Origin of the sequence: Sulfitobacter sp. DSM 110093, assembly GCF_022788715.1 — a bacterium.
GTDB lineage: Bacteria > Pseudomonadota > Alphaproteobacteria > Rhodobacterales > Rhodobacteraceae > Sulfitobacter.
This window is the reverse complement of record NZ_CP085167.1, coordinates 1,760,019-1,773,633: the sequence shown is the minus strand read 5'-3', so window position 1 is coordinate 1,773,633 and position 13,615 is coordinate 1,760,019. Positions and strand designations below refer to the sequence as shown.

Genomic DNA, 13,615 nt, shown 5'->3' with positions numbered 1-13,615 from the left:
CGCGCAGGTTTAAATGATCTCGTCTTCGTCAAAGAGCGGGTCTTCTTCCAACTGACTGGCCAGATCATCCACAGTCGCCTCGGCCGCGCGGGGGCTGAGCTTGGCAAGGTGAAAGACCGCATCGCCTTCGTTCACGATAGGCAGGATCGCGCGGCCAATAAGAATCCCCGGCGCATCGGCCAGCAGTTCGGCCTCTTCCTTGCCGAATGGGTCTGATACGATAGCAAGCAGATCGCCCTCGGCCACTGTTTCCCCCTCGCCACGGAAGGTGCGCAAAAGTCCACCAGCGGGCGCGCGCAGCCAGTGAGACGCGGTGCAGATATATGGCGCGCTGCGGGCACGGGCGATGCCCTTGGCGGGCAGCATGTCTTGGCCGCGCATGACCCGCAGGATGCCCGCAAGCCCCGCGCGCACGGCCATCTCGTCAAAGCGTAGCCCTTCGCCCGCCTCATAAAGCAGGATCGGCGTGCCCTGTTTTGCCGCGACCGCGCGCAAAGAGCCATCGCGCAGCGGCGAGGTCAGCACCACTGGGGCGCCGAAATCCAGCGCCATCTTCTGGGTCACCTTGTCGGCGGGAGAGACGCGGACCTGCGGCAGGTTCGTGCGGTGGATCGCCGCCGAATGCAGATCGACGCCAAAATCGCAGCGCAGCACCACCTCTTGCAGGAAAATATGTGCCAATCGCGCGCCAAGGCTGCCCGAGGGCGAGCCGGGGAAACAACGGTTCAGATCACGGCGGTCTGGCAAGTAGCGTGAGCGGTTAAGAAAGCCGAAGGAGTTCACCACCGGCACCACGATCAATGTGCCGCGTAACGCGCTGAGCTGCGGCGCACGCAGAAGCCGACGGCTGATTTCAACGCCGATGACCTCATCCCCATGCACGGCGGCAGAGACGAACATCGTTGGCCCCGGACGCTTGCCATGAAATATTTCCAGCGACAAATGTACCGGCGTGTGATCCGGCAGGATCGAGACGGGCAGGTCGACCGCAAGGCTGCTGCCGGGGGCGACGGAATGCCCCGCAATCTGAAAGGGGGCGCGGGGGGCCATAATCAGTTATTACCCTTACCGACAAACCGCGAGGCATCAGCAGCCGCGCGGCGGATCGCGCCGGATTTATGCACCGTCTCCATGAACTCGGCCTCTGGATCGCTGTCATAGACAACGCCGCCACCGGCTTGGATGTAGAGCGTTTCGTCTTTCACCACTGCCGTACGCAGGGCGATGCACATGTCCATGTCGCCGCCCGCGCTGAAATAGCCCACGCCGCCGCCATAGACGCCGCGCTTTTCAGGCTCCAACTCGTCGATGATCTCCATCGCGCGGACCTTAGGCGCGCCCGAGACGGTGCCTGCGGGCATCCCGGCAAAGAAGGCATCAAGCGCATCGCAGCGCTCACGCAGTTCGCCCACCACGTTTGAGACGATGTGCATGACATGGCTGTAGCGCTCAACAATGAATTCTTCGGTGGGGCGCACGGTGCCAATTTTCGCAACCCGGCCTACATCATTGCGGCCCAGATCCAACAGCATGAGGTGCTCGGCTAGTTCCTTTGGATCGCTCAGCAGATCGGCCTCCAACGCGCGGTCTTCTTCCGGAGTGGCGCCGCGTTTGCGGGTGCCCGCAATGGGGCGGATGGTGATTTCATTACCAAAGACCCGCACAAGGATCTCGGGCGATGCACCGACCACATGGAAACCGCCAAAATTGAAATAGAACATGAACGGCGAGGGGTTAGTGCGCCGCAGGCTGCGGTAAAGTGCGAAGGGGGGCTGGGTAAACCCTTGGGCCCAACGCTGGCTTGGCACCACCTGAAAGATATCGCCCGCCTTGATGTAATCGCGCGCCTTTTCAACGGCGGCCTTGTAGCCTTCATGGGTGAAGTTGCTCACCGACTCGGGCGCGTCTTCGGCCTCTCCCAAATCGCGGGAGGTTTGCGGCATGGCGCGTTCCAGATCGCGCACCGCATCCATCACCCGCTCGGCGGCTTGGGCATATGCAGCACGGGCCGATTGCCCTTCAGACACCCAAGCGGGCGACACGATTGTTACTTCACCCTTAACACCATCCAGCACCGCCACAACCGAGGGGCGCATCATCACCGCGTCGGGCAGGCCAAGGGGGTCGGGATTCACATTGGGCAAATGTTCGACCAAGCGGATCATATCATATCCAAGATAGCCAAAGAGACCAGCGGCAGCTTGGGGCAGATCGTCGGGCAGGGTGATGCGCGATTCCGCGATGACATCGCGCAGGCGGTCCAGCGGATCGCCGGGCATGCCCTCGAACGCTTCGGCATCATAACGCGCGGAGCGGTTCAACTCGGCAGTCTTGCCCCGGCAACGCCAGATCAGATCAGGTTTCATGCCGATAATGGAATAACGACCCCGCACATCTCCGCCCGTGACGGATTCCAGCACAAAGGCATTTTCCGCAGCACCGGTCAGTTTCAGCATAAGCGACACCGGCGTGTCGAGGTCGGCGGCGAGGCGGGTATAGACGATCTGATTTTCGCCCGCATCATAGGCGCGAGCGAACGTATCGAAATCCGGGGTTAATGCCATCAAAAATGCCTATCAGGGAAAGTTCACATGCACGGCGTCGACCGCGCGTTGGTCGATCTGCGGATCGGCATCACGCATTACCGCGTCGCTGTAGATGTCGAAAAGACCTTGGGCCAGCGCCTGATCCAATTGCTGCGACAGCCGGTCCATCAGCGCTTGGGTCTGGTCGTTTTCTCCAGCTGGCGTCACCGCATCCAGACGCAGAACCACGACGTTATCGCCAGCGGGCAGCACGGCCACGCTCCCTTCGTCAAGGTCAAAGACCTGATCCATAAAATCGTCCGGCGTGCCATCAACATAGGAGCTGCGGGTCATGCCTTCGCCAAGCTGCGGCTCAAGCCCGGCGGCTGCAAATGCACCTTCCTCTGTCAGACCAGCGGTCAGGCTTTCGGCCTTGGTGGTCAGCGCGTCAACGATCTGCGCATTGCGCCATGCGGCTTCCACGTCGGCGCGGGCGGCATCAAAGGGGTTGGGCCGCTCTGGCTTGGTCTCATCAAGGCGCATGGCAAAGACACCGCCATCTTCCAACTGGTCGATTTGCGGGAAGGCGTCTGCACTAAGACCTGCGGCGGCCTCGCGGAATGCACCGTAAGCGGCAATGCCTTCGCTGCTGTCTTCGGTCCAGTCGATGGTGCCGAGCTTCATCTTCGTTTCCTCGGCCAGATTTTCAAGCGTGGCCCCCCCGGCGAGACGGTCGTCAATCTCTTGTGCGCGGGCCTCCACGGCGCGGGTCGCCCGAGAAATAGCAAGGGTTTCTTCCAGCACTTCGCGCGCTTCCTCAAACGGCACATTCTGCGCGGGCAGCACTGCGTTCACCCGGAAAAGGGCTGGGCCAAGCGAGCTGGGCAGTGGGCCGACGATTGCGCCTGTCTCGGCAGCAAAAACCGCGTCGCCTGCACCGTCAAGATCGGATTTGGCGACGTCGCCCAAATCCACATCGGCCAGTGCCAGCCCGCGTTCTTCGACCAATGCTTCGAAAGTCGTCCCATCAACTTCGAGCGCGGCCGCGGCCTGATCGGCTGCTTCCTGATTGGCAAAAACCAAACGTTCCACCAAGCGACGCTCGGGCTGATTATATTCATCGCCACGGGCGTCATATTCTGCACGCAGTTCCTCTTCGGGGACTTCGACCTCGTCCAGCAGGTCTTCGGGGGCGAGCCATGCATAGGTGATGCTTTTGCTGGCTGGCAGCATGAAATCATCGGTATTGGCGTCGTAATAGGCTTTCAGTTCTTCGTCCGAAGGGGCGGCGATTGGCGTATCTAGGTCGGCTTCGCTCAACGGGGCCCAAGTAAAGCTCCGCTCTTCGGCGACATAACCGACCAACGTGCGGGCGTAGGTGTCTGGCATGGAAACGCCGCCTAAAATCGCACGTTGCAACAGGCCACGGGCAGCTTCTTCGCGGATTGATTTCTCAAATTCTGCTTCGCTCATACCGCTTTGCTGAAGCGCAAAACGATACCCTTCGCGGTCAAAGTTGCCGTCGATGCCCTGAAAAGCCGAGATCGCGACGATCTCATCGCGCAGGGTGGCATCGCCGATGGAGATGCCCATTTCGTCGGCTTCATGATCCAGCGCGCGGTTGCGTACGATGCGTTGCAGCACCGCGCGGTCGAGGCCCATCTCTTGGGCTCGGGCGAAAGGCAGGCTTTCGCCCGTCTGCGATTCAATCGCGCGCATTTCTTGCTGCAATTGGCGGGCGTATTGATCCACCGAAATGGACTTATCGCCGACGCTGCCGATGCTGCTTAGATTGCCACTGAGATTGATCGCGCCAAAGCCGCCAAGACCCAAGATCAAAAGGGCCATCAAGGCCCAAACGGCGGTTTTCGAAAAGCTGAAGCCTTTTTTGGCCATGACACGGTCCCTCGTTAATTTCGGACCTGTCTATGCGTTGCGTGGCAGGGCTGCAAGCCTGTCGAAAAGCACGTTTAAGCCATCTGCGTCGAGGTTGGCAAAGGCAATGCGCAACTGGGCTGCACCGCTGTCGTCACCCTCAGGTTGGAACATCGTACCGGGCAGACAAAGGACGCCCGCATCGCGTACCAATTCCCGAGCAAGTTCTGCCGAAGACAGGTCAAACGGATGGCGCAAGTAGGCAAAATAACCGCCAAGACCCAAAAGCTCCCAACCCAGCGGTTCAAGCTTGGGCATCTGTGCGGTAATGGCGGCGCGGCGGGCAAGGATCTCTTCGCGTTCGGCAGCTAGCCACGGGCCAAGGTTCTGCATCCCCCAAAGCGCGCCGTGCTGGCCGATTTGCGCCGGGCAGATCGCCACGGTGTCGAGGAATTTTTCAACCTCGGCGAGCCGCGCTTTGCTGGCAATCAACGCGCCGACGCGGTGCCCTGTCAGCCGGTAGGCCTTGGAGAAGGAATAGAGGTGGATCAGTGTGTCATGCCAGTCCGGGTCGCTGAAGAGCGCGTGGGGCGGGCCGGGACGGCTGTGAAAATCGCGGTAGGTCTCATCCAAGATCAACGTAATGCCGTGACGGCGGGCCAGATCAAAGAACTCTTGCACCAAAGCAGAGGGGTATTCTACGCCGCTAGGGTTGTTCGGGGTCACCAATGCAATGGCACGGGTGCGCGGCGTGATCAGCGCCTCTGCACGTGCCGGATCGGGCAGCATGTCAGCCTCAACAGGCAGCGCCACGGCGCCTACGCCGCTCATGTCGAGCCACATTTTATGGTTGAAATACCATGGCGTTGGCAGAATTACCTCGTCCCCCTCACCACAAAGGGCGGCGATGGCCGCGGCGAAGGCTTGGTTGCAGCCCGAGGTAATGCAGACTTGTTCGTCCGTCACGACGCCCACATATTTTTCCGCGGTCTGCCGGGCCAGTTCCGCGCGCAGCTCTGGAAGACCCAATACTGGGCCGTAAAGATGCGCCTCATCATTGTTCATCGTAACGTCTGCCATCGCCCGGCGCAGCCCCGCTGGGGGCGGATCGACGGGGGCGGCTTGGCTTACGTTGATCAGCGGACGGTCGGCGGTGAACGTGACGCCATCCAGCCAGCGCCGCGCCTCCATCACCGGAGGGAAGAATGTGGTGGCGGTGCGCGAAAGCGTCATTTTTGTATCCGGCAAAAAGGGCGGGAAGGGCAGGCGGCGCTATAAAAGCGCCCCTTAATCCTTGCCGCGGTAGGGTTCGACATATTGCAACGCCATGTCCCACGGAAAGAAAATCCAAGTGTCTTGGCTGACCCCGGTAATGAAGGTGTCGACCTGCGGCTCGCCTTCGGGCTTGGCATAGACGGTGGCGAAATGGGCGTTGGGGTAAAGCTCGCGGACCAGTTCGATGGTCTTGCCGCTGTCGACCAGATCATCGACAATCAGGATGCCAGTGCCATCGCCCATCATCTCGGCGTCGGGGGATTTAAGGACTTTGGCCTCGCGCCGCTGGTCGGCAGCGCCGCCGCCTGAATGGTAGGACATGACCGAAATCGTGTCGACCGTGCGGATATCAAGTTCACGCGCGACGATCATCGCAGGCGCCATGCCGCCGCGGGTGATAGCCACCACCGCACGCCACGCGCCCTTGTCAGGGCCCAGCCCATCCAGCCGCCACGCCAGCGCGCGGCTGTCACGGTGGAGTTGATCCCAAGAGATGTGAAAACCCTTTTCGTGGGGCAGGCGCGAGGCGTCCTTTGGGGTGCTCATGATGTTCCTTTGCAGCAGTTTGCGCGGGAACCCGCGCGGAATGAGGTTTGGGGCGCGTTATTCCTTGGACATGTCCGGCGCGTCAACCGCCTTCATGCCGACAACGTGATAGCCCGCGTCGACATGCAGGTTTTCACCCGTGGTGCCACTGCCCAGATCCGACAGCAAGAAGAGTGCAGCTTTGCCCACATCTTCGGTGGTGACATTGCGGCGCAGGGGCGAATTGTACTCGTTCCACTTCATGATGTAGCGGAAGTCGCCGATGCCGGAGGCCGCCAGCGTCTTGATCGGCCCGGCAGAGATCGCGTTGACGCGGATGCCGTCCTTGCCAAGATCCTCGGCGAGGTATTTCACCGACGCCTCAAGCGCGGCCTTGGCCACACCCATCACATTATAATGCGGCATGACCTTTTCCGCACCATAGTAGGTCAGCGTCAGGGCGCTGGCGCCGGGCGACATCATCTTTTCCGCGCGCTGCATCACGGCGGTAAAGGAATAGACCGAAATATCCATCGACATGGTGAAGTTGCCACGGCTGGTATCGACATAGCGGCCCCGCAGTTCCCCCTTGTCAGAAAAACCGATGGCGTGAACAATGAAATCAAGCCCGTCCCAGCGTTCTTTCAGCCCGTCGAACATCGCATCGATCGAGGCTTCGTCGCCCACATCACAGGGCAGAACGATGTCGCTGCCAAGCTGTTCTGCCAAAGGGCCAACGCGTTTCTTAAGCGCATCGCCTTGGTAGGAAAAGGCCAGTTCGGCGCCAGCATCGGCCAGTGCCTTGGCCACGCCCCATGCGATTGATTTGTCATTCGCAAGGCCCATGATGAGCCCGCGCTTGCCCCGCATCAGTTCGTTTCCCATTCCGCCGCCTTGTCTATGTTGTGTTTTGGTTGTCTTGGTCTAGGCGATTGCGCCGTTGCCATCAAGACTGCACAGGCGGACGGCCGCCAAGGTTTTGACATAAGATCGGCGGCTAACTGTCGGAAATCCGGTGTGGTTGTCCTTTGAGTTGCCCATCCTTAACAAATGACATAGCGAATGGAACTGAACCCGGCGCAGACCGGATGCGGGCTTAAATACTCTCAAAGGGGATGCCGAATGGAGACGCGGACAGGTATCTTTGCAGGGGATGACCCCTTTGCAATTGCGCAGCGCTGGTTAAGCGAAGCGGAAGCAAGTGAGCCGAATGATCCAAATGCCATCGCCCTCAGCACCGTCGATTCGCAAGGCCTGCCCAATGCACGGATGGTCCTGCTGAAAGAGATCGAGCCGGAAGCTTTTGTCTTTTATACAAACTATGAAAGCCAAAAGGCCCATGAGCTTGATGCCGCAGGCAAAGCGGCATTCGTGATGCATTGGAAATCCCTGCGCCGTCAGGTCCGGGTGCGCGGGCTAATTAGCCGTGAAGATGGGCCTCAAGCCGACGAATATTATGCCTCCAGATCGCTCAAAAGCCGTCTGGGCGCTTGGGCGTCGCGCCAATCGCAGCCTTTGTCGGGGCGGGGTGCGCTGATGGCCGAGGTGGCGAAAGTAACGGCGCAGCAGGGGGTGAACCCAAAACGTCCGCCGTTCTGGGGGGGATACCGTATTACACCGCTTGAGATTGAGTTCTGGGCGGATGGAGAGTTTCGTTTGCATGACCGCTTTCGGTGGCGCCGGGCTGACATAGCGTCGCCTTGGGCTGTCACCCGGCTCAATCCTTAAAGGGGCACCGCCGAGACCGATGAAAGACGTGTTTGGGAATGAAGCAGAACCGGAAACTTGCGACGCCCCCCATGAGGGGGTGGTAAAGTGGTTCGATCCGCTCAAAGGCTTTGGCTTTGTGGTCGCCGACAGTGGCGGGCCTGACATCTTGCTGCACGTTAATGTGCTGCGTAGTTTTGGGCAAAGCTCGGTCGCGGATGGTGCGCGGGTCAAGATACGTGTGCAGCAAACCGATCGCGGTGCCCAGGCTGTCGAAGTGCTTACCATAGAGCCGCCCGATGAACTGCCCCCAGCGGTTGTCGACTTTGTCGGCTTTGATCCTGACCAACTTGCCGCTGCTGAGTTTGAGCCTGCGCGGGTCAAATGGTTCGACAAGGCCAAGGGATTCGGATTTGCAAATGTCTTTGGCTGCCCTGAAGATGTGTTTCTACACATGGATGTCCTGCGGCAATCGGGCCTTTGTGATTTGCAACCGGGCGAAGCTGTTGCCATGCGGGTGATTGTTGGCGATCGGGGCCAGTTGGCAGCGGAGGTAAGATCATGGGAAACAGTGATAGACGGTTGACCGTTATCAAGCGGTTAACGGGCGCGGCGGTTGCTGGCCTGCTGATGACGGGGGCGGCCGCGGCGAATGTCTGCCGCGATGATGCAGTGACCCTGCGCGGAGACTGGGGCAAGGCGCGTTTCTCAATCGAAGTGGCCGATGATACCGCCGAACGGTCCCAAGGTTTGATGCACCGGCGGTCAATGCCGCTGAGCTCGGGCATGTTGTTTATCTATGAAACCCCGCAGCCGCTAAGCTTTTGGATGCGCAACACGCTGATCCCGTTGGATTTGCTCTTTATCGATTCGCAGGGCGTAATTCAGAAAATCCACCACTCCGCAAAACCATTGGACGAGACACCGATTCCGGGCGGGGACAATCTGCTTTCCGTTTTGGAAATTAACGGCGGTCTTTCCAAGCGTCTTGGCATCACCGAAGGCAGCGAAATCCGCCATCCAGCCTTTGCGCAGAACGATCCTGCGTGGCCTTGTTAAATTCTCTGCCAAATTCCTGAACTTTCGGTCATTCAGGGCTTTTCAATCCCCAGGGTTATAGCTAAAGAAGCGTCAGTCGGAGCGTGGCGCAGCCTGGTAGCGCACCTGTTTTGGGTACAGGGGGTCGGAGGTTCGAATCCTCTCGCTCCGACCACTTCATTCCAGTCGTGATATTGATTGGCCTTGGCATTTGCTTGGGCCGTCAATGTTGCGTCTTTCCCATTTTGCACAAGAATTAGTATCGACCGCTGCGTTTGTGGTGGGTCTTTGCCGTTTGTGCTGTGAACCGTGGCGATTCTGTCGCGCTTTCGCCGAAGAGGGCGCGCGCGATGTCATCGCGGCTCATTTCATTGGCTCAGTTGGGACTTGCCGCTACGTTCCGGTCCGCTGGCACCTGTTGCTGTGGATGAATTAAACCAATCTCTCAATCCGGCCCGCTAACCCTGCCACGGGAAAAGGTAATTTCACCTCCGCCTGCGGCACGCGGCCTGCGGGTATCTCTGGGGATATCCTGAGTTTGAATCGGTTGGGCTGCTGAAAGGTAAATCCGTCCTATTTGGTCAACCTGCTGCGTCAAAATAAATCGTAAAAAAATCGTTGACCCTATAGTCATATCTACGTCAATTTGTGCGGGTTACCAAAAGCGCCACAAGATATAGTGGTTAACACGTTTAGGCGCTAAGGCAGCAGGACAGGGCAGAACAACCATCGTTAGTAAAATCGAGTTGCTTGCTATCGGGCTGGCATTGCGAAGCCGAACTGTTTCCTGCCGACGAAAGAAATGGGGTGAGGCGGTCTGCTGAGTGGCGATCGGCTTGGGATTTGAAATGCTGGATATGAGGCAGCGACAATGAAAATTGAACGTAATTTCACTAAAGCCGGGCAGGACGCCTATGCGGATTTGGACTTTGTCACCACGGTGTCGGAAATCCGCAACCCTGACGGTTCGGTGGTGTTCAAGCTTGATAATGTCGAAGTGCCCAAAGCCTGGAGCCAAGTCGCCAGCGATGTGATCGCGCAGAAGTATTTCCGCAAAGCAGGCGTGCCAAGCGCCACGCGCCGCGTCAAAGAGAAGGGCGTGCCGGAATTCCTGTGGCGCTCGGTCCCGACAGATGACGCGACCATGGGCGGCGAGACGTCTTCGAAGCAGGTGTTCGATCGTCTAGCGGGCGCTTGGGCTTATTGGGGCTGGAAGGGTGGTTATTTCACCACCGAAGAAGACGCTCAGGCCTACTACGACGAAATGCGCCATATGCTAGCTAGCCAGCGTGCGGCACCGAACTCCCCGCAGTGGTTCAATACCGGCCTGCATTGGGCATACGGCATCGATGGCCCGGCACAGGGGCACTACTATGTCGACTACAAGACTGGCAAGCTGACGCGGTCGAAATCCTCCTATGAGCACCCGCAACCGCATGCCTGCTTTATCCAATCGGTCGCCGACGATCTGGTCGGCGACGGCGGGATCATGGACCTTTGGGTCCGCGAGGCGCGGCTGTTCAAATACGGTTCAGGCACGGGCACCAACTTTTCATCGCTCCGCGGAGAGGGCGAGAAGCTGTCGGGCGGCGGCAAGTCGTCGGGTTTGATGGGGTTCCTCAAGATCGGGGACCGCGCCGCTGGCGCCATCAAATCCGGCGGCACCACCCGCCGGGCCGCCAAAATGGTGATCGTCGACGCCGACCACCCCGATATTCAAGATTTCATCAATTGGAAGGTGCTTGAAGAGCAGAAGGTCGCGAGCATCGTGGCTGGCTCCAAGATGCACGAGCAAAAGCTGAACCTGCTGTTCGACGCGATCAAAGCATGGGACGGCGTGGCCGAAGACGCCTATGACCCGGCCAAGAACGACCAGTTGAAGCAGGCGATCCGCGAAGCCAAAAAGGTCGCGATCCCCGAGACTTATGTCAAGCGGGTGCTGGATTACGCCAAGCAGGGCCACACGAGCATCGAATTTCCGACTTATGACACAGATTGGGATTCGGAAGCCTATAACTCGGTCTCCGGCCAGAACTCGAACAACTCGATCCGCGTGACCAATGCATTCCTCACAGCCGTCGAAAAAGACGCCGACTGGGAGCTTATCAGCCGCACCGAAAACCGTGTGACCAAGACGATCCGAGCGCGGGACCTCTGGGATCAGGTCGGCCACGCCGCCTGGGCCTGCGCTGATCCGGGCATTCAGTACCACGACACAGTAAACGACTGGCACACTTGCCCAGAAGATGGCGCGATCCGAGGCTCGAACCCCTGTTCGGAATACATGTTCCTCGACGATACGGCCTGCAACTTGGCCTCAATGAACCTGCTGACCTTCCTCAAGGATGGCGAGTTTCAGGTCGAGGACTACATGCACGCCAGCCGTCTTTGGACCGTGACACTGGAAATCAGTGTGATGATGGCACAGTTCCCGTCCAAGGAAATCGCGCAGCGGTCCTATGACTTCCGCACGCTTGGTCTGGGCTATGCGAACATTGGTGGCCTGCTGATGAACATGGGCTATTCCTATGACAGCGACGAGGGCCGCGCGCTTGGCGGTGCCTTGACCGCGATTATGACCGGTGTGGCCTATGCAACGTCGGCCGAGATGGCGGGCGAATTGGGCACCTTCCCGGGCTATGCCAAGAACGCCGAGCATATGCTGCGCGTCATCCGCAACCACCGCAACGCGGCCCATGGCCAGGCAGATGGCTATGAGCAGCTTTCGGTCAAACCGGTGCCACTGGATCATGCCAACTGCCCACAGGCGGGGCTGGTCGACATCGCCAAATCCTGTTGGGACGAGGCGCTGAAACTGGGCGAAGCCCACGGATACCGCAATGCGCAGACCTCTGTCATCGCGCCCACGGGCACCATCGGTCTGGTGATGGACTGCGACACCACGGGGATTGAGCCTGACTTCGCGCTGGTGAAGTTCAAGAAGCTCGCAGGGGGTGGCTATTTCAGGATCATCAACCAATCTGTGCCTGCCGCGCTGGAGAAACTCGGCTACGGTTCGGCCCAGATCGAAGAGATCGTCAGCTACGCCGTGGGCCACGGCACCATCGGCAACGCGCCTGCGATCAACCATACCACGCTGGCAGGTCACGGTTTCGGCGCGAATGAGTTGGCCAAGGTGGATGCCGCACTGAAGCAGGCCTTCGACATCCGCTTTGTGTTCAACCAGTGGACGCTGGGAGAGGCCTTCTGCACGCAGGTGCTGGGCATCCCAACCGCGAAACTGAATGATCCGACCTTTGACCTGCTGCGCTCGCTCGGCTTTAGCAAGGCGGACATCGAAGCGGCCAATGACCATGTTTGCGGCACCATGACGCTGGAAGGCGCGCCGCATCTGAAAGAAGAACATTACGGCATCTTCGACTGCGCCAACCTCTGCGGCAAGAAGGGCAAACGCTATCTCTCGGTTAACAGCCACATCTATATGATGGCCGCCGCGCAGAGCTTCATCTCGGGGGCGATCTCTAAGACGATCAACATGCCGAATGACGCGACCATCGAAGATTGCCAGAAGGCTTATGAGCTCAGCTGGTCTTTGGGCATCAAGGCAAACGCGCTTTACCGTGATGGCTCGAAACTCAGCCAGCCACTGGCCGCTGCCCTTGTCGAAGACGACGATGACGCCGCCGAGACTCTGGAGAGTGGCAGCCCACATGAGAAAGCTGCCGTGTTGGCCGAAAAGATCGTCGAGAAGGTGATCGTCAAAGAAATCATAAAATCGCACCGCGAGAAGATGCCGCAGCGCCGCAAAGGCTATACCCAAAAGGCCAATGTGGGCGGCCATAAGGTCTATCTGCGCACGGGCGAATATGAAGACGGCAAACTGGGCGAAATCTTCATCGACATGCATAAGGAAGGTGCGGGTTTCCGCGCGATGATGAACAACTTCGCCATCGCGGTTTCGGTGGGCCTGCAATACGGCGTGCCGCTGGAAGAGTTCGTCGATGCGTTTACCTTCACCAAATTTGAGCCCGCGGGTATGGTGCAGGGCAACGACAGCATCAAGCAGGCGACCTCGATCCTTGACTATGTATTCCGCGAACTCGCCGTGTCCTACCTTGACCGAACCGATCTGGCGCATGTGAAACCCGAAGGGGCGACCTTTGATGATCTGGGCCGTGGCGAAGAAGAGAACCTCGGCAATGTTAGCGAGCTTAGCGAGAAAGCGGCGAATAAGTCATTGGATGTACTGAAACAAATCAGCTCCTCAGGCTATCTGCGCAATCGTTTACCTCAAGAGCTTGTGGTGCTTCAGGGCGGTCAGACCGTGGATACCAGCGCAGCGCTTGAGACCCTCGTGCCTCAGGTCGGCGGCGGTGCTGACATGGCCGTTGCGGTGAAGTCTTCCACTTCCGCAAGCTCTGGCGCGGTGAGCTTCGATGCGCGGGCAAAGGCCAAGATGCAGGGCTACGAAGGCGAAGCTTGCGGCGAATGCGGCAACTATACTTTGGTCCGCAACGGCACCTGCATGAAGTGCAACACCTGCGGTGGCACCAGCGGCTGTAGTTAAGCGGAGACGCCCCGTGTCTGATATACCAAGTGATTATAGCCCAATCGGGCCGTTTTGACGCCCAAGGCTATTCGGACCCAAGCAGCGTGAAGTCCTTGTTTTTATGGTATTTGTGGAGCGCGTTAATTCTAATCGAATAACG

10 protein-coding genes and 1 tRNA gene are annotated in these 13,615 nt (G+C 59.0%); 5 read left to right on the top strand and 6 right to left on the bottom strand.

Going from position 1 to position 13,615, the window contains the following annotated elements; all coding sequences use genetic code 11:
• Positions 1–9: 9 nt before the first annotated feature.
• The 6 genes from DSM110093_RS08680 to fabI are packed head-to-tail and all read right to left on the bottom strand — an operon-like array spanning position 10 to position 7,085.
• Positions 10–1,050 carry a succinylglutamate desuccinylase/aspartoacylase family protein gene (locus tag DSM110093_RS08680; protein ID WP_243264680.1) on the bottom strand — a complete coding sequence of 347 codons (1,041 nt, stop codon included), beginning with the start codon at positions 1,048–1,050 and terminating at the stop codon, positions 10–12.
• Between the two features lie 2 nt (positions 1,051–1,052).
• Positions 1,053–2,564, bottom strand: a complete 1,512-nt coding sequence (gene trpE / locus DSM110093_RS08675) for an anthranilate synthase component I (RefSeq protein ID WP_243264679.1) — start codon at positions 2,562–2,564, stop codon at positions 1,053–1,055.
• 12 nt (positions 2,565–2,576) lie between these two features.
• Positions 2,577–4,421: a peptidyl-prolyl cis-trans isomerase gene (locus tag DSM110093_RS08670; protein ID WP_243264678.1), complete on the bottom strand. Its 1,845-nt coding sequence runs from the start codon at positions 4,419–4,421 to the stop codon at positions 2,577–2,579.
• A 30-nt stretch (positions 4,422–4,451) separates the two neighbouring features.
• Positions 4,452–5,633 (bottom strand): aminotransferase, encoded by a 1,182-nt coding sequence (locus tag DSM110093_RS08665; protein ID WP_243264677.1) that lies wholly within the window; start codon positions 5,631–5,633, stop codon positions 4,452–4,454.
• 54 nt (positions 5,634–5,687) lie between these two features.
• Positions 5,688–6,221: a xanthine phosphoribosyltransferase gene (gene gpt / locus DSM110093_RS08660; RefSeq protein WP_243264676.1), complete on the bottom strand. Its 534-nt coding sequence runs from the start codon at positions 6,219–6,221 to the stop codon at positions 5,688–5,690.
• A gap of 57 nt (positions 6,222–6,278) precedes the next feature.
• Positions 6,279–7,085: an enoyl-ACP reductase FabI gene (gene fabI / locus DSM110093_RS08655; protein ID WP_067935589.1), complete on the bottom strand. Its 807-nt coding sequence runs from the start codon at positions 7,083–7,085 to the stop codon at positions 6,279–6,281.
• A 237-nt stretch (positions 7,086–7,322) separates the two neighbouring features.
• On the opposite strand from fabI, the gene pdxH reads away from it, so the two are divergent.
• From pdxH to DSM110093_RS08630, 5 genes are all read left to right on the top strand, one after another.
• Entirely contained in the window at positions 7,323–7,928 is a 606-nt protein-coding gene (gene pdxH, locus DSM110093_RS08650; RefSeq protein ID WP_243264675.1) for a pyridoxamine 5'-phosphate oxidase, read from the top strand.
• A gap of 19 nt (positions 7,929–7,947) precedes the next feature.
• Positions 7,948–8,493 (top strand): cold shock domain-containing protein, encoded by a 546-nt coding sequence (locus DSM110093_RS08645; protein WP_243264674.1) that lies wholly within the window; start codon positions 7,948–7,950, stop codon positions 8,491–8,493.
• A 44-nt stretch (positions 8,494–8,537) separates the two neighbouring features.
• Positions 8,538–8,966, top strand: coding sequence for a DUF192 domain-containing protein (locus tag DSM110093_RS08640; RefSeq protein ID WP_243267700.1), 429 nt, complete (start codon positions 8,538–8,540; stop codon positions 8,964–8,966).
• Between the two features lie 77 nt (positions 8,967–9,043).
• Positions 9,044–9,120, top strand: a tRNA-Pro gene (locus tag DSM110093_RS08635).
• Between the two features lie 696 nt (positions 9,121–9,816).
• Positions 9,817–13,473 (top strand): vitamin B12-dependent ribonucleotide reductase, encoded by a 3,657-nt coding sequence (locus DSM110093_RS08630; protein WP_243264673.1) that lies wholly within the window; start codon positions 9,817–9,819, stop codon positions 13,471–13,473.
• The last annotated feature ends 142 nt before the right edge of the window (positions 13,474–13,615 follow it).

Excerpts from the sequence above, each read along its gene's own strand:
- DSM110093_RS08645 (WP_243264674.1), top strand. The coding sequence starts at position 7,948 with ATGAAAGACGTGTTTGGGAATGAAGCAGAACCGGAAACTTGCGACGCC.
- DSM110093_RS08640 (WP_243267700.1), top strand. The coding sequence starts at position 8,538 with ATGACGGGGGCGGCCGCGGCGAATGTCTGCCGCGATGATGCAGTGACC.
- DSM110093_RS08630 (WP_243264673.1), top strand. The coding sequence starts at position 9,817 with ATGAAAATTGAACGTAATTTCACTAAAGCCGGGCAGGACGCCTATGCG.
- pdxH (WP_243264675.1), top strand. The coding sequence starts at position 7,323 with ATGGAGACGCGGACAGGTATCTTTGCAGGGGATGACCCCTTTGCAATT.
- DSM110093_RS08680 (WP_243264680.1), bottom strand. The coding sequence starts at position 1,050 with ATGGCCCCCCGCGCCCCCTTTCAGATTGCGGGGCATTCCGTCGCCCCC.
- fabI (WP_067935589.1), bottom strand. The coding sequence starts at position 7,085 with ATGGGAAACGAACTGATGCGGGGCAAGCGCGGGCTCATCATGGGCCTT.
- gpt (WP_243264676.1), bottom strand. The coding sequence starts at position 6,221 with ATGAGCACCCCAAAGGACGCCTCGCGCCTGCCCCACGAAAAGGGTTTT.
- DSM110093_RS08670 (WP_243264678.1), bottom strand. The coding sequence starts at position 4,421 with ATGGCCAAAAAAGGCTTCAGCTTTTCGAAAACCGCCGTTTGGGCCTTG.
- trpE (WP_243264679.1), bottom strand. The coding sequence starts at position 2,564 with ATGGCATTAACCCCGGATTTCGATACGTTCGCTCGCGCCTATGATGCG.
- DSM110093_RS08665 (WP_243264677.1), bottom strand. The coding sequence starts at position 5,633 with ATGACGCTTTCGCGCACCGCCACCACATTCTTCCCTCCGGTGATGGAG.